Source organism: Actinopolymorpha pittospori (assembly GCF_014873875.1).
GTDB classification, from domain to species: domain Bacteria; phylum Actinomycetota; class Actinomycetes; order Propionibacteriales; family Actinopolymorphaceae; genus Actinopolymorpha; species Actinopolymorpha pittospori.
In genome coordinates this window covers 10,499,499-10,516,220 of sequence record NZ_JADBEM010000001.1, presented here as the reverse complement: position 1 = coordinate 10,516,220, position 16,722 = coordinate 10,499,499, and the positions used below count along the sequence as shown (strand labels likewise).

The window sequence follows — 16,722 nt, the reverse complement described above, 5'->3', positions numbered from 1 at the left end:
AGGCTCCTGGCACGGCAGGCCGTGCGACTTCTCCGGCTGGATAGATCATGTTGTGCGCCGCAAGAAGCGTCGTGCTGAATTATGCACCGCAGTTCGTCCGCTTACACCCAACTGCTACCGATTTGGTGATAAAAAGTCGTCACAGGTCCTGAATCCGGCGCACGGACAGCATCTGCGCCGGGCTGCATAGGACGTGGGAGTGAACGAGGGGGGCTCTTGATCAGTCCGTACGTGCGCCGCTTACGGCTCGGGCGTGAGCTGACCCAGCTCCGGAAACGAGCTGGTCTCACCCACGCCAAGCTCGCCGCCAGGACCGGCCTCAGCCAGTCCAAGATCTCCCGCCTGGAGAGCGGACCTTACCGTCCCGACCAAGGCGACGTGATCAGAGTGCTCGACGGGCTCGAGGTTCCCGAGAACGGCGAGCGCCACCAGATCCTCACGATCGCCCAGGAAGCAGCCGGCCGTGGTTGGTGGGAGTCGATCCCCATGGATGCGCGCCAGGCGCTCTACGCCGCACTGGAGGCGGGAGCGGTCGCCATTCGGGAGTACCAGGACACGGTCATTCCCGGGCTTCTCCAGACCCCGCAGTACACCAAGGCGGTGGCTGCCAACGACGATCTCAGCTTCGGTGCCGACACCTCCGCGCCGGACGTCGCGACCCGGGCGCGGGCCGAACGTCAGCGCATGCTGCGTCTCAACGGTGCGACGTATGAGGTCATCGTCGACGAGGTGGTCATCAGGCGCCTCAGTGTGCCACCGAATGTGCACGTCGCCGAGCTACGCCACCTCGCCGCCAATAGCGGAACGGCGAGTGTCAGAATTCTCCCGGTCGACGCGCGGATCGATGCCTACACGGTGCCGAGATCACCCTTCAGCCTTTACAGCTTTGGTGATCCGAAGGATCCGCGGGTCGCGGCCGTGGATACTGTGACATCCGACCTCATTCTTGTGGACGAGGGGGAGGTCGAGCGGTATGAACATTTGTATTGCCGCCTTCGCAAGGCCGCACTGTCACCGGAAGACAGTGCGTACCTACTAGCGAAAGCCGCCGACGAGATGGAGGTCTCGGGACATGGAGTTTAGCAACTGGAAGAAGCCGAGCCGTAGTAATGGCTCTGGAAACTGTGTCGAGGTCGGCAGCGCGTCCGGCCTGGTCGGCGTCCGTGACACGAAGAATCGTGACGGTGGCACGCTGGTTGTCCCGGCGGCTCTGTGGTCGGAGTTTATCCACGACGTGAAGGTGGGGGAGTACGACCTCGGCGCATAGTCGTCGCGGCTGAGCGAAACGGCACCCCATCGGGGGTGCCGTTTCAGCCCGTCCCCGTGACCGGGTCGGGTTGACACTCGAAATGCGCCCGCGACCCCGACGAACCTTATTGTCAACCCGAACTTGCGGACGTGTGGGAAACGCCGTTCACGAGTTTCTCTAAAATCGAGGAAACGGGCGACGCTTCGTCCAGGTCAGTTCGCGATGTCGGTGGGAGGAGTGAGCAGCCGGCTGCGTTCTCCACGCATCCGCGGATCCGGGACGGGCACCGCGGACAGCAGCGCCTGGGTGTACGGGTGGCGCGGGTTGGTATACACCGCCTCGGTGTCGTCCTGCTCGACGAGCTTCCCGAAGTACATCACCGCCACCCGGTCGGCGATGTTCTCGACCACCGACAGGTCGTGGGAGATGAACAGATAGGTGAGCCCGAGCTGGTCCTGCAGACTCCCCAGCAGGTCCAGCACCTGGGCGCGGATCGACACGTCGAGAGCGCTGACCGCCTCGTCCGCCACGACCAGTCGTGGGTTGGTGATCAGCGCCCGGGCGATACCGATCCGTTGACGTTCGCCGCCGGAGAAGGCGTGTGCGTAGCGGCTCATGTACTCCGCCCGCAGCCCGACCCGGCGAAGCATGTCGGCGATCTGGTCGTCGGCGTCATGACCGGCGACGCCCCGCAGGGCGCGCAGAGGTTCACCGATGATCTGCCGGACCGTCATCCTCGGATTGAGTGAGCTGTAGGGGTCCTGGAAGACCATCCGCAGCTCGCCACGGAAGGCCCGAAGCTCCCGGCCGGCAAGGGTCGCGAGGTCGACCTTGGAACCGTCCGTCCGGGTGTAGAGGATGCGGCCCGCGGTCGGTCGGTACACCCCGAGCAGGCAGCGTCCGAGGGTCGTCTTGCCGCAGCCGGACTCACCCACCAGCCCGAGCGTCTCCCCGGCGCGGATCTCCAGCGACACCCCGTCCACGGCGGTCACCGCGCCGCCGCGGCGGGAGAAGAACCCGCGCGGAGCAGGTGCGAACGCCATGCGCAGGTCGGTCAACGTGACGAGAGGTTCGCGCTCGGCCCCGTTCGCCGCCTCCTCCGGCCCGTCCTGGCGAGTGGCGGTCGCGACAGCCACGGGCGTCGTGCGTACGTGCGCGGCAGGTGTGGAGGCGTGGGCGCCCGGCCCGTGGGAGTACCGCCGTCGCGGCAGGGCGTTCAGCAGGGCACGGGTGTAGTCGTGGTCTGGTGCGTGGTCGACGTCGCCGTACTCCACGATCCTGCCCTGGTTCATGACGGCCACCTGGTCGGCGATCTCCGCCACGACGCCGAGGTCATGGGTGATGAACAGCATCGTCATGCCGAGCCGCCGCTTGAGGTCGCTGAGCAGGTCCAGGATCTGGGCCTGCGTCGTCACGTCGAGCGCGGTGGTGGGCTCGTCGGCGATCAGCAGCTTCGGGTGGCAGATCAGCGCCATCGCGATCATGGCGCGTTGTCGCATTCCACCGGACAGTTGGAAGGTGTAGGAGTCGACGCGGTCCTGCGGCTCGGGGATCCCGACGCTCGTGAGCTGCTCGATCACCCGTTGCCGTGCCTGCCGCTTGTCCATGCCCTCGTGCAGGCGTAGCACCTCCCCGATCTGCCGGCCGATCGTGTGGACGGGGCTGAGGGAGGACATCGGCTCCTGGAAGACCATGGCGATCTCCTTGCCGCGTACCGCCCGGATGCGTGGATCTCGTGCTCCCAACGAGGCAAGGTCGATCGGCCGCTGGCCCGGCCGCGGCGTGTAGAGGATCTGACCGCCGACGACTCGCCCCGGCTCGTCGACGAGCTGCAGGACGGAGCGCGCGGTCGCGCTTTTGCCCGATCCGGACTCGCCGACCAGACACACCGTCGAGCCGCGTGGAACGGTGAGGTCGACGTGGTCGACGGCGCGGATCACCCCATGGTCGGTGTGGAAGTGCGTCCGCAGGTCCTTGATCTCCAGTACCAGGTCGCGCCCGGCCTCGGTCGGGGTGTCCGGCGACGACGCCGGCGGCTCGGCTGCCACGTGACGGGCCATGGGACCTCCTCGGACGTTGGTTCCTCAGCTGCCGTACGGATCGGCGGAGTCGCGCAGCCCGTCGCCGGCGAAGTTGAGTGCCAGTACGGCGATGACGACCGCGACGCCGGGGAAGAGCAGCCACGGCGCCGTCGCGAGAGCCCGGATGTTCTGGGCCTCCTGCAACAGCACGCCCCAGCTCACCGCCGGTGCCTGAAGGCCCAGCCCGAGGAAGGACAGCGCCGTCTCGGCGAGGATCATCGCGGGGATCGCGAGGGTGAGCGAGGCGATGATGTGGCTCGCGAACGACGGCAGCATGTGCCGCACGATGATGCGTGGCTTGCCGATCCCGTCGAGCTCGGCGGCCAGGACGAAGTCCTCCGAACGCAGGCTCAGGAACCGACCCCGCACGACCCGGGCCAGGTCGGTCCAGGAGATCAGGGAGAGGATCACGGTGATGCCGAGGTAGGTCTGCACCGGTCCCCACGAAGGTGGGAGCGCGGCTGCCAGGCCGAGCCAGAGCGGGATGGACGGGATCGCCATGAAGAACTCGATGAGCCGTTGGACGAGGGTGTCCACCCGTCCGCCGTAGTAGCCCGAGGCTCCACCCAGCAGGATCCCGAGGATGACGCTCAACCCGACGCCCACCAGGCCGATCGACATGGAGATGCGGGCGCCGTAGATGGTGCGGGTGAGGACGTCGCGTCCCTGCCGGTCGGCGCCCATGAGGTGGAAGGGCGCGTCACGCTGGACGGGACCGACGAGGTGGATGTCGGAGCCGATGAGACCCCAGAGCTGGTAGGGCTCACCGCGGACGAAGAAGCCCACGTCGATCTTCTGGGCGCGGTCGGGCACGTAGCTGCGTTCCAGGGTCTCGTCGTTCACCCGGGTCTGGTAGCCGTACACGTGCGGATCGAGCCGGCCGCCGTCGAACAGGTGCAGGCGCTGCGGTGGGGCGTAGGCGTAGCGGGCGTCGGAGGAGTCCGGGACACCCGGCGCGAGGAACTCCGCGAACAGCGCGACGAGGTAGATGAGGGCGACGACGACGGTCCCGAGGACGGCCAGCCGGTGGCGCCGGAACCTGCGGATGATCAGCCGGCGTTGCGAGGCGAAGTAGAGACTTCCGTCGCCGTCGGCCGGCCCCGTGGACTGTTCACCCGCGTCGACCGCCAACGGACCGCTGATCTGACTCATCTGAATCCATCCCCTCCTCTACTGGTAGCGGTAACGGATCCGTGGGTCGATCAGCGCGAGCAGGATGTCGGAGAGCAGGGTGCCGATCACGGTGAGGACGCTGAGGACGAGGATCAGGCTGCCCGCGAGGTACATGTCCTGGCTCTGCAGGGCGCGCAGCAGCAGCGGCCCCGTGGTGTCCAGGCCGAGCACCTGGGAGACGATGATCTCGCCGCCGACCAGGCTCGGCAGCACCCAGCCGACGGTGCTCACGAACGGGTTGAGCGCGATCCTGGTCGGATAGCGGAAGAGCAGGGTGCGTTCTCGTAGCCCCTTGGCGCGGGCGGTCACCACGTAGGGCTTGCGGAGCTCGTCGAGAAGGTTGGCCCGCAGGATTCGGATGATCCCCGCCGTTCCGGCTGCCCCCAGGACCAGGATCGGAACCCACAGGTGCTGCAGCAGGTCCAGGATCTTGCCGATGTTCCACCGGGCGTCGACGTACTCCGGGGAGAACAGTCCGCCCACACTCTGGCCGAAGTACTCCAGGCCGACGTAGGAGAAGATCAACGCCAGCATGAAGTTCGGCACGGCGAGACCGAGGAATCCGACGAACGTCATCGTGTAGTCGCCCAGGGAGTACTTCCGCACCGCGGTGTAGACCCCGATCGGGAACGCCACGAGCCAGGTGAACAGCAGCGTCGCGATCGCGATGGTCATGGTGAGCGGCAGCCGGTCGGCGAGGAGCTCGCTGACCGGCCGGTTCCACTCGAACGACTGACCGAAGTCCCCGTGCAGCAGGATCGCGCCCATCCAGCTGAGGTACTGCACGTAGAACGGGTCACCGAGGCCGTACCTGTCCTCCAGTGCGGCGAGCTGCGCCTGGTCGATCGTCTGGCCCTGCGCCTCGAGCTGCGACTTGAGGGTCGTCAGGTAGTCACCCGGAGGCAGCTGGATGATCGCGAACGCCGCCACCGAGACGACGAACAGCGTCGGAATCATGTACAGGATCCGCCGGATCACGAACCTGGTCATCCACGGCCTGCCTTCCGGGGGAGGACTGCTCGGAGAACGACACCAGGGCGGGTACGTCGACCGGGGGTCACCTCACAGGAGCCGCACCACGATCGCGTCGCGTGCCGGGATGTCGGCGTCGAGGCTGCGCCCGTCGACCAGGGTCACGCTGTCCTTGTCTCCCCAGCGCACGTCGATGTCAGCGAAGGGCTTCCACCTGGTCGACAGCGTCGCCGACACCTGCAGCGGCAGCCGGGACGGATTGAGCAGCCACAGATAGCGGCCTCCGTCGCCCTCATGCAGGCGGGCCGTCACCCGGTTGTCACTGACCCGCACGTGCTGGCGCCGTCCGGTCCAGTGGAGGAGGTGGGTGTAGTAGGTGGTGGTGTGGGGGTGGTGGTGTTGGTGGTAGCCGAGGGAGGGGTGGGTGCCGATGAGTCGGGTTTTGCCTTTGCCGTGAGTGTTGTCGATGGTGGCGGGGGTGTGGTCTTGGTAGTGGGCGGTGGTGGTGCCGGTGGTGGGTTGGAGGGTTTGTTTGAAGCAGGCGCCGTGGGGGGTGATGTTGTCGTGGGTGGTGAAGGTGAGGTTGGTGAGGATGTCGGGGGTGAATTCGACGTCGGTTTGGGTGGCGCCGAAGAGGTGGTGGAGGTTGTTGCCGGGTTGGGTGGTGTTGGCTTTGGCGTGGTCGGTGAAGTAGGCGGGACAGCCTTCGCTGATGAGGGTGCCGCCTGCTCTGACCCAGTTGGTGAGTTTGGTGGTGGTGGTGTGGTTGAGCATGATCGGGTAGGGCAGGTAGACGGGGATGTCGGTGTGGGTGGGGTCGAGGTCGTCGATGTGGAGGAAGTCGGCGTGGATGTTGGAGTCGAAGAAGGCTTGGTAGGTGCCTTGGAGTGCGTGGGCGTGGTGGTCGGTGGAGTGTTGTTGGGCGTAGGTGAACAGTTGGGTTTCGGGGACGTAGAGGATGTGGATGTCGGCGGGGGCTGGTTGGGAGTTCCACAGGGGCTGTTGTTCTGGTGCGGTGGCCCACGCCGCGATCTGGGACACCATCTGCGACCGGTCGGTGCGTGACCCGTCCATCCCGTAGGCACCAAACGCACCGAACAACGGACCATCCAACAACGGACGCCAACGCAGGTAGAACACACCCGACGCGCCGCCGGCGAAACTCGCGAGATTCCAGTACCTGATGTCCTCGACACTCGCGATCCGACCCTCGTCGCGGGGTTTGCCGATCACCTGGGGCTGCATCCACAGCGGGCCGGCGTAGGCCTCCGCGTGCCAGAACGGCTTCCCGCGGGAGGCGGCGCGCACCATGTCCATCGCGTGTAGTTGCTTCCACGGTTCGTCACCGTGCCGGCTGGACCCCCAGGTGAGTCCGTAGGTGTCGACGTGGGAGGCGGCTTTCCAGTCGTCGGTGCCGCGTGGCGCGGCGTGGGTGAGGGACCCGGCCACACCATGAGCGGTCAACTTGTGGTGGGGGTCCAACGACCGGACGATCCCCGCCCGCCAGGCCATCAACTCATAGGCGTTGTCCTGCCGGAAACTCAACCAGTCCAACACCTCGGCAAACGGCGCCAACGTCCGCGGGGGAACGATGTCGTCCCACTCGCTGTAACTGTGGCGACCCCACACCCGACCCAACGTGGCCAGATCACCGTAACGCGCCCGAAGCCACACCCGGAACTTCCCCGCCGTCGCCGGGCAGTAACAGGTGTCCTCCGCATACCCACACTCGTTCCAGATGTCATACCCACCCGTACCCGGATGGTCCCGATACCGCGTCACCAACTCCGTCAGGAAGTTCCCCGCCAACTCCCTGGCATCATCGTTGTCCAGACACAACCCCGGGAACCCACCCACCGCCGAACTGCCACTGATCTGGGACTCCACACGGCTACCATCACGACGCTCGAACCGGGCATGCGCCAACCTCGCGAACGCCCACTCCGGCGCCGACGTCATCATCTCCGCGATGATCGTGGAGATCCCGTTCGCCGCCGCCAACTCCAACTGCCGGTCATAGTCACCCCAGTCGAACACCCCCGGAGCAACCTCCACCGCCGACCACATGAACCAGTGCCGAAACACATTGTGCCCATCCTCGGCCGCCACCCCGTAATCCCGCTCCCAATCAGCAGCCGGCGGATTCGACTTCCGAAAATACACAGCACCATAAGGAAACCCAGGAAAACCCACGCCATCACCCCAACATCTCGAGCTGCTCTCGGACGAATCGCGGGACGGTATTTCAGGATCAGGACGCCATCGGGACGGTTCGCCAGGGCAGGCTGGGGCGCGCACCCGGCGCGGCTACCAAACGTTCCGAATAACGGAACCAAGCCTCTACGATTTGAGACGCTAGCCAGCCGTACGCGCCCCCGCAAGACCCCCGGACGGCACGCACGCGTGCCCGTGACCGCACCCGGTCAGGACATCCGGTCATCGCCCAACCCCCCTCGATTCCTGGCTGGCCAGGGAAAGCCGCATCGGGCGCGCGCCCTTGCGGGCCTCACGTCGCCGACGTAGCGTGAATCGCGAAAGCCGCATTTCCCTACGACGTTTCGTGTCGCCCGTCGAAGGCGAGTTCGTGGTGGCGGCGAACCAGTTCACGCTTCTGCTCCTTCCCGGCGAGGCCGAAAGGGAGGCATGCGGTGGAAGGTCAGCGCGGCGCCCGGGTGGTCGACCGGCGGAGTCTGCTGCGAGCCGGCGGACTCGTCGCGGCGACCCTCGCGGCGTCCTCAGCCTGCGACTTCGTGAGCATCGACCCGCTCGGAGACACGGCATCCGACATCGACGAGTCCGCGGCCCAGGGACCGGAGGCGCCGGCACTGGCCGCGCGCGTGGGCCGCGGTGAGCTTCCTCCGCTCGCCCAGCGGTTGCCGGCCAACCCCATGGTGGTCACGCCAGTCGAGCGAGCCGGCGTGTACGGCGGAGTGTGGCGCACCGGCCTGCTCGGGCGAGCCGACAGTTCCTGGCTGACCCGCACCCTCGGCTATGAGAACCTCCTACGTTGGAAGCCGGACTGGAGTGGAGTCGTTCCGAACGTCGCGGAGTCCTACGACGTCAACGACGAGGGCACGGAGTTCACCTTCACGCTGCGCAAGGGCATGCGCTGGTCCGACGGCTCGTCCTTCACCGCCGACGACATCGTCTTCGCCTACAACGACGTGCTGGGCAACGAGGAGCTCAGCACCACCCGGCCGGTCTTCTTCTCCGACAAGGGTGGCTTCGCCACCGTCACCAAACTCGACGCCCAGACCGTCCGGTTCACCTTCTCCCAGCCCAACGGCCTCTTCCTCCAGCGCCTCGCGACCCCGGACGGCGCGGCGCTGACCATGTACCCCTTCGAGTACCTGCGGCGCTTCCACAAGAAGCACAACCCAGACGTCGACTCGTTGGTGCGGGAGAGCGGCGCGAAGGACTGGGTGGAGCTGTTCGAGTCGCACGGCGGCTCCTCGAGCACCCTGTGGACCACGGTCCATCCGGTGCTGTTCGCGTGGGTGATCACGACTCCGATCGGGCAGGGATCCCGGGTGATCGCCGAACGCAATCCCTACTACTGGAAGGTCGACACGCAGGGCCGGCAACTGCCCTACCTCGACGGCGTCACCTACTCGGTCGTTCCCGACGTGGAACTCCTCACACTGAAGACGCTCAACGGCGAGATCGACATGATGGACCGCAACATCGGAACGCTCAACAACAAGCCGATCTTCGCGAAGAAACGCAGGTCTGGCGGGTACCACTTCTACGACACCCGCCAGGCGTACATGAACTCCGCCGTCATCGCGCTCAACCTGACCCACGACGACCCGGTCAAGCGGGAGATCTTCACCAACAAGGACTTCCGGATCGGCCTGTCCTACGCCATCGACCGCAAGGAGATCATCGATGTCATCTACCTCGGCGTCGGCGAGCCCTACCAGGTCGGCCCGCGGCCGGACTCGCCGTACTACAACGAGCGGCTCGCCCGGCAGTACCTCGACTACGACGTCGCCAAGGCCAACCAGCACCTGGACCGGGCCGGCTACCCGCGCAGGGACAGCGACGGCCGAAGGATCGGACCCGACGGCAACCCGATCTTCTTCGTGGTCGAGGCGACGATCAGTGGCGAGGGTCCGGAGTGGGTCGACCTGATGGAGCTCGTGAAGGACTACTGGGCGGCCGTCGGTGTGCAGACCCGCGTCCGCAACCTCGACCGGTCGATCCTCGACGACCGCCGCGACGCCAACAAACAGGACGCGTCGGTGTCGCTCGGCTTCGGAGGCGGCTTCGACGTCCTGCTCGACCCGCGCTGGTTCTTCCCGTACAACTCCAGCGACAACGCCTACCGCTGGGTGCAGTGGTACCAGAGTGAGGGCGAGGAGGGCACCGAACCGCCGGCCGCCGCACAACGGCAACAGCAGCTGTACGAGCAGATCAAGACCACGATCGATCCCCAGCGCCAGCAGGACCTCATGGCCGAACTGCTGGAGATCTCCGCCGAGGAGTTCTACGCGATGGGCATCGCGATGCGCCAGGGGGCCTACGGCATCCAGCGGAACAACTTCCACAACGTGCCCCCGGTCGTCTTCGACGCCTGGCAGTATCCGAGCCCCGCTCCGACGAATCCGTGCCAGTACTTCATGACCAAGGCGTGACGCGCCTACCGGCCAACCTGAAATGATGGTGTTGTCTGTGGGTTTTCCTGGGTTTCCTTATGGTGCTGTGTATTTTCGGAAGTCGAATCCGCCGGCTGCTGATTGGGAGCGGGATTACGGGGTGGCGGCCGAGGATGGGCACAATGTGTTTCGGCACTGGTTCATGTGGTCGGCGGTGGAGGTTGCTCCGGGGGTGTTCGACTGGGGTGACTATGACCGGCAGTTGGAGTTGGCGGCGGCGAACGGGATCTCCACGATCATCGCGGAGATGATGACGTCGGCGCCGGAGTGGGCGTTCGCGAGGTTGGCGCATGCCCGGTTCGAGCGTCGTGATGGTAGCCGTGTGGAGTCCCAGGCAGTTCGGCGGTGGGTGGGTTCCCGGGGTTGTGTCTGGACAACGATGATGCCAGGGAGTTGGCGGGGAACTTCCTGACGGAGTTGGTGACGCGGTATCGGGACCATCCGGGTACGGGTGGGTATGACATCTGGAACGAGTGTGGGTATGCGGAGGACACCTGTTACTGCCCGGCGACGGCGGGGAAGTTCCGGGTGTGGCTTCGGGCGCGTTACGGTGATCTGGCCACGTTGGGTCGGGTGTGGGGTCGCCACAGTTACAGCGAGTGGGACGACATCGTTCCCCCGCGGACGTTGGCGCCGTTTGCCGAGGTGTTGGACTGGTTGAGTTTCCGGCAGGACAACGCCTATGAGTTGATGGCCTGGCGGGCGGGGATCGTCCGGTCGTTGGACCCCCACCACAAGTTGACCGCTCATGGTGTGGCCGGGTCCCTCACCCACGCCGCGCCACGCGGCACCGACGACTGGAAAGCCGCCTCCCACGTCGACACCTACGGACTCACCTGGGTCGCGTCTCGAAAGGGAGACGAGCCCTGGAAACAGTTCCACGCTCTCGACCTCGTCCGTTCGGCGTCCAGAGGAAAGGACTTCTGGCACGCCGAGGCGCAGGCGGGTCCCCTGTGGATGCAACCGCAGGTCATCGGTCGGCCGAAGGAGGACGGGCGAGTCCCCAGACCAGAAGACGTCCGACTGTGGAACATGATCACGTTCTGCGGAGGCGCCCGCGGACTCCTGTATCCACGTTGGCGTCCGTTGTTGGATGGTCCGTTGTTCGGTGCGTTTGGTGCCTACGGGATGGACGGGTCACGCACCGACCGGTCGCAGATGGTGTCCCAGATCGCGGCGTGGGCCACCGCACCAGAACAACAGCCCCTGTGGAACTCCCAACCAGCCCCCGCCGACATCCACATCCTCTACGTCCCCGAAACCCAACTGTTCACCTACGCCCAACAACACTCCACCGACCACCACGCCCACGCACTCCAAGGCACCTACCAAGCCTTCTTCGACTCCAACATCCACGCCGACTTCCTCCACATCGACGACCTCGACCCCACCCACACCGACATCCCCGTCTACCTGCCCTACCCGATCATGCTCAACCACACCACCACCACCAAACTCACCAACTGGGTCAGAGCAGGCGGCACCCTCATCAGCGAAGGCTGTCCCGCCTACTTCACCGACCACGCCAAAGCCAACACCACCCAACCCGGCAACAACCTCCACCACCTCTTCGGCGCCACCCAAACCGACGTCGAATTCACCCCCGACATCCTCACCAACCTCACCTTCACCACCCACGACAACATCACCCCCCACGGCGCCTGCTTCAAACAAACCCTCCAACCCACCACCGGCACCACCACCGCCCACTACCAAGACCACACCCCCGCCACCATCGACAACACTCACGGCAAAGGCAAAACCCGACTCATCGGCACCCACCCCTCCCTCGGCTACCACCAACACCACCACCCCCACACCACCACCTACTACACCCACCTCCTCCACTGGACCGGACGCGAGCAACGGGTCCAGGTGAGCGATCCCGCGATCACCGCGCGGCTGCACGAGGGGGCGGGCGGGCGATACCTCTGGCTCATCAACCAGACCAGGAACCCGCGCACCGTCACGGTCACCTTGTCCCAGGTATGCGCACCGATCGGCACCACGACGGTCCGGTGGGGAACCGACAAGGACCCGGTCGTCGACCACCGGACGGTCAAGGTCGAGGTGGGCGCACGCGACGCCGCCATCATCGGCCTCGAGCCGGCGGACACCACTGGGGCGTAACCGCCGGTCCGACCGGACACACCACGCGGGCGTACCTGGGTGAAGAATGGCGCCCGTGTTCCTCACGCTGACCTCGACCGCACCGAACGCCACCGATCTTGGGTTCCTGCTGCACAAGCATCCCGACCGGGTGCAGAGCTTCGACCTGTCCGTCGGGACCGCCCACGTGTTCTACCCGCGGGCGGACGACGATCGGTGCACGGTGGCGTTGCTGGTCGAGGTCGACCCCATCCGACTGGTGCGCGGAAGACGGTTCGGCGGCGACGGGTTCGCGCTGGCGCAGTACGTGAACGACCGGCCACACGCCGCCTCCTCGATGCTCGCGGTCGCACTGGGGCGAGTGTTCCGTTCGGCGATGCGCGGCCGCTGCAAGGAGCGCCCCGACCTCGAGGGTGCCCTACTCCCACTCGAGATCCACCTGCCCTCCCTGCCCAGCAGCGGCGGCGCCGACCTGGTCGAGCGGCTCTTCGCGCCGCTCGGCTGGCGGGTCACCGCCTCGACACACCCTCTTGACCCCGAAGTGCCCAGCTGGGGAGAGTCCCGATACGTCGACACCCACCTCGCCGGCACCATGACCCTCGACGCTGCGCTGAGTCACCTCTACGTCCTGCTCCCGGTCCTCGACGGCGCGAAGCACTACTGGGTCAGCACCGAGGAGATCGACAAGCTCGTCCGTGGTGGTGGGACCTGGCTGCGCACGCATCCCGAACGTGACCTGATCATGCGCCGCTACCTCGCCCATCAGAGCGGCTACGTGAGCGACGCGGCCGAGCGCCTCGCCGCCCTCGACGACACGATGAGCGCGCAGGTGGAGGAACAAGCCGACACCGCGACGAACGAACAGAGCGAGCAGCGCGAGCCGCTGGTCCGGATACGTCGAGCCGCCGTACTCGCCGAGCTCAGGACACTCCGCGCGACGCGCGTCGTCGACCTCGGATGCGGTGAGGGCGCGCTGTTGCGGGACCTGATCGCGGATCCGTCGTTCACCGAGATCGTCGGTGTCGACGTCGCGCCGAGGGAACTCGACCGGGCCGCCCGACGCCTCGACCTGGACCGCATGCCCGACAGCCAGCGGGCGAGGCTGTCGCTCCTGCAGTCCTCGGCGACCTACCGGGACTCCCGGCTCGAAGGTTACGACGCGATCGTACTGATGGAGGTGGTCGAGCACCTGGACCCGGAGCGGCTGCCGGCCCTGGAGCGAACCGTGTTCGCGCACGCCCGGCCGAGCGCGGTGGTGGTGACGACACCGAACGTCGAGTTCAACGCGCGGTACGAGAGCCTGCGCGCCGGGGGCATGCGCCACCCCGACCACCGCTTCGAGTGGAGCCGTGCGGAGTTCGAGGCGTGGGCGAGACGGGCGGGCAACGCGCACGGCTACGACGTCCGGTTCGTGCCGATCGGCGAACTCGACCCCGACCTCGGACCACCGACCCAGATGGCGGTGTTCACCCGCATCACCGACGCGCTGGAGACCAGTGACGGCGAACCGCGAGCGGAGGTCAGCGCGTGAGCACCCAACCCACCGACAACGCCGACGAGACCAGCGGCACCGACCACCAGGCAGTCGACGGGCAGAGTGGCCGGCTGCTCGACGTCCCGAACCTGTGCCTGGTCGTGCTGATCGGCCCCTCCGGTTCGGGCAAGTCCACCTTCGCCGCCCGCCACTTCGGCCGGTTCGAGGTCGTCTCCAGCGACTTCTGTCGTGGGCTGGTCCGCGACGACGAGAACGACCAGGCGGCCACCCAGGACGCCTTCGACGTCCTCCACTACATCGTCGGTAAGCGCCTCGCGGCCGGCCGGCTCACCGTCGTCGACGCGACCAACGTCCAGGGGGACGCCCGCCGCCAGCTCGTCGAACTGGCCAGAGCCCACGACGTACTCCCGGTCGCCATCGTCCTCGACCCGCCGGAGAGCGTGTGCGTCGCCCGCAACCGAGCCAGGACCGACCGCGACTTCGGCGCGCACGTCGTACGTCGCCAGCGCGACCAACTGCGGCGTTCGCTGAAGGGGCTGAACCGCGAAGGTTTCCGTAAGGTCCACGTCCTGCGCTCGGTCGAGGAGATCGACTCGGCCCGGATCGTCCGGGAAAAGCTGTTCAACGACCTGCGTGACCAGCACGGCCCCTTCGACGTCATCGGCGACGTCCACGGCTGTCGCGCGGAGCTCGAGTCGCTCCTGGACCGGCTCGGCTACGTGCTCACCCGCGACGAGGAGGGCCGAGCGGTCGACGCGGCGCACCCGCAGGGACGTCAGGTCGTCTTCCTCGGGGACCTGGTCGACCGCGGACCTGACTCGCCCGGCGTGCTCCGGCTGGCGATGGGCATGACCGCCGCGGGGCACGCCCTCGCCGTCCCGGGTAACCACGAGAACAAGCTGGTCCGGGCCCTCATCGGACGGAACGTCCGAGTCAGCCACGGCCTCGCCGAGACGCTGGAGCAGCTCGCCGCCGAGCCGGAGGACTTCCGTAAGGACGTCGAGACGTGGTGCGACGGCCTGATCTCCCACCTCGTCCTCGACGACGGCCGGCTCGTCGTTGCCCACGCGGGCCTGAAGGAGGAGTACCACGGGCGCGCCTCGGCCAGGGTCCGTGGTTTCGCTCTGTACGGCGACACCACCGGCGAGACCGACGAGTTCGGCCTGCCCGTCCGCTATCCCTGGGCGAACGACTACCGCGGCCGGGCCATGGTGCTCTACGGCCACACGCCGACCCCGGAACCCGAGTGGGTCAACAACACGATGTGCCTCGACAGCGGCTGCGTTTTCGGCGGACACCTCACCGCCCTGCGCTACCCGGAGAAGGAGATCGTGCGGGTGCCCGCCGAGCAGGTCTGGTACGAGCCGGCCAAGCCGTTCCCGGTAGCGGCGGAGACCGGCGAGGCGACGGCCGGCGGCCGCGACCGGGCCGGCGACGAGCTCGACATCACCGACGTCCTCGGCAAGCAGATCGTCGAGACCAGCCACCACGGGCGGATCTCGGTGCGCGCGGAGAACGCCGCCGGCGCCCTGGAGGTGATGAGCCGATTCGCGCTCCACCCCCGCTGGCTTCCCTACCTGCCGCCGACGATGGCGCCCGTCGCGACGTCGAAGCGCGCGGACCTGCTCGAACACCCCGAGGACGCCTTCGCTGCGTACGCCTCCGCGGGCGTCGGGCAGGTGATCTGCGAGGAGAAGCACATGGGCTCCCGAGCGGTCCTGCTGATCTGCCGCGACGAGGCGGTGGCGGCACGACGGTTCGGTGCGCCGGCTGGCGAGAGTGGTGCGGTCTACACCAGGACCGGCCGGTCCTTCTTCGCCCCCGACCTGACCGAGACGCTCCTCGCCCGGATCCGGGCCGCGGCCACCTCGGCTGGCCTGTGGCAGGAACTCGACGCCGACTGGGTCCTTCTGGACGCCGAACTCCTGCCGTGGTCGGTCAAGGCGGTGGCGCTGCTGCGTGAGCAGTACGCCGCCGTCGGCGCCGCGTCACGCGCGATGCTCCCGGCGGCCATGGACGCGCTCGCGGGCGCGACGGCCCGTGGGCTGGACGTCGCGGACCTGACCCTGCGTACCCACGCCCGCACGACGAACGCCGACGCCTTCGCTGCCGCGTACCGCCGCTACTGCTGGGACGTGAGCGGTCTCGACGGAGTGATGGTGGCCCCGTTCCAGGTCCTGGCGAGTGAGGGCGCGACCTGGCACCAGCGCGACCACGACTGGCATCTCGGCGTCGCCGACCGTCTGGTCGAGGCCGACCCGGCGCTGGTCCGCCCGACTCGGCGGCTGGTCGTGGACACCGGCTCGGCGGAGTCCGTGGCCGCGGGCGTGGACTGGTGGGAGGAGCTGACCGCGGCCGGTGGCGAGGGCATGGTCGTCAAGCCGTACGCCAACCTCACCCGAGTCGGGAAGGGGTTGGCGCAACCCGGCCTCAAGGTCCGTGGCCGCGAGTACCTGCGCATCATCTACGGTCCGGACTACACCGAGCCAGCCAACCTGACCCGGCTGCGCGACCGCGAGCTCGGACACAAACGCTCCCTGGCGCTGCGGGAGTACGCGCTGGGCCTGGAGTCGCTGGAGCGCCTCGCCCGGGGCGAACCGCTGTGGCGTGTGCACGAACCCGTGTTCGCGCTGCTGGCCCTGGAGTCCGAGCCGGTCGACCCGCGCCTGTAGGGCGCTGGCGGCACCGTCAAGGCAGGCATGACGACAACGGAGGAAGGGTCCGCTCGGAGCCAGTTTCCGAACAGCGCTTGTATGCCGGGCCGGTCCCGAGGGCGGTTGGCCGGTCGTAGCCGGGGTGTGGCCGAAGTTGCCGAGTCGGCTTGACGACGGATGCCGGGCTGAGAACGATCGGGGCGTTCTCCACCGTGCCCGCGCTTTCACACCGGGGTGAGTGGTCGCGCGCGGACACGCACTCATCGACCTGATCGACCCCGGCCAGAATGTGAGCGCGGAGCACTGCCGGCTTGGAGCGCGGTGTGCTGGC

11 protein-coding genes are annotated in these 16,722 nt (G+C 67.3%); 7 read left to right on the top strand and 4 right to left on the bottom strand.

Annotation, left to right across the window (positions count from 1 at the left end):
- Positions 1-231: 231 nt before the first annotated feature.
- Together HEB94_RS48620 and HEB94_RS48615 are read left to right on the top strand one after the other, a co-directional pair.
- On the top strand, positions 232-1,083 hold the full coding sequence (locus tag HEB94_RS48620) for a helix-turn-helix domain-containing protein (protein ID WP_337918593.1): 852 nt from the start codon (positions 232-234) through the stop codon (positions 1,081-1,083).
- Complete coding sequence (locus HEB94_RS48615; protein ID WP_192756113.1) at positions 1,073-1,267, top strand: DUF397 domain-containing protein; 195 nt, start codon at positions 1,073-1,075, stop codon at positions 1,265-1,267. The genes HEB94_RS48620 and HEB94_RS48615 overlap by 11 nt, the downstream gene beginning before the upstream one ends.
- A 194-nt stretch (positions 1,268-1,461) precedes the next feature.
- On the opposite strand, the gene HEB94_RS48610 is transcribed toward HEB94_RS48615, so the two are convergent.
- From HEB94_RS48610 to HEB94_RS54080, 4 genes are all read right to left on the bottom strand, one after another.
- Positions 1,462-3,309: an ABC transporter ATP-binding protein gene (locus HEB94_RS48610; protein ID WP_192756112.1), complete on the bottom strand. Its 1,848-nt coding sequence runs from the start codon at positions 3,307-3,309 to the stop codon at positions 1,462-1,464.
- Positions 3,310-3,333: 24 nt separating this feature from the next.
- Positions 3,334-4,482 carry an ABC transporter permease gene (locus HEB94_RS48605; RefSeq protein ID WP_192756111.1) on the bottom strand — a complete coding sequence of 383 codons (1,149 nt, stop codon included), beginning with the start codon at positions 4,480-4,482 and terminating at the stop codon, positions 3,334-3,336.
- 18 nt (positions 4,483-4,500) lie between these two features.
- Complete coding sequence (locus HEB94_RS48600; protein ID WP_192756110.1) at positions 4,501-5,493, bottom strand: ABC transporter permease; 993 nt, start codon at positions 5,491-5,493, stop codon at positions 4,501-4,503.
- A gap of 72 nt (positions 5,494-5,565) precedes the next feature.
- Positions 5,566-7,638, bottom strand: a complete 2,073-nt coding sequence (locus HEB94_RS54080; protein WP_202896961.1) for a beta-galactosidase — start codon at positions 7,636-7,638, stop codon at positions 5,566-5,568.
- A gap of 485 nt (positions 7,639-8,123) precedes the next feature.
- Here HEB94_RS54080 and HEB94_RS48590 point away from each other — a divergent pair, with 485 nt between their 5' ends.
- Genes HEB94_RS48590 through HEB94_RS48570 form a run of 5 tightly spaced genes read left to right on the top strand, consistent with a single transcriptional unit; the run spans position 8,124 to position 16,409 of the window.
- Entirely contained in the window at positions 8,124-10,112 is a 1,989-nt protein-coding gene (locus tag HEB94_RS48590) for an ABC transporter substrate-binding protein (RefSeq protein WP_192756108.1), read from the top strand.
- 22 nt (positions 10,113-10,134) lie between these two features.
- The gene (locus HEB94_RS55035) at positions 10,135-10,545 is read left to right on the top strand and encodes a beta-galactosidase (RefSeq protein ID WP_420481566.1); all 411 of its coding nucleotides are present in this window, start codon (positions 10,135-10,137) and stop codon (positions 10,543-10,545) included.
- Positions 10,479-12,263 (top strand): beta-galactosidase, encoded by a 1,785-nt coding sequence (locus tag HEB94_RS54075; RefSeq protein ID WP_202896960.1) that lies wholly within the window; start codon positions 10,479-10,481, stop codon positions 12,261-12,263. The genes HEB94_RS55035 and HEB94_RS54075 overlap by 67 nt, the downstream gene beginning before the upstream one ends.
- Before the next feature lie 46 nt (positions 12,264-12,309).
- Entirely contained in the window at positions 12,310-13,773 is a 1,464-nt protein-coding gene (locus HEB94_RS48575) for a 3' terminal RNA ribose 2'-O-methyltransferase Hen1 (protein ID WP_202896959.1), read from the top strand.
- Positions 13,770-16,409: a polynucleotide kinase-phosphatase gene (locus HEB94_RS48570; protein ID WP_192756104.1), complete on the top strand. Its 2,640-nt coding sequence runs from the start codon at positions 13,770-13,772 to the stop codon at positions 16,407-16,409. The genes HEB94_RS48575 and HEB94_RS48570 overlap by 4 nt, the downstream gene beginning before the upstream one ends.
- The last annotated feature ends 313 nt before the right edge of the window (positions 16,410-16,722 follow it).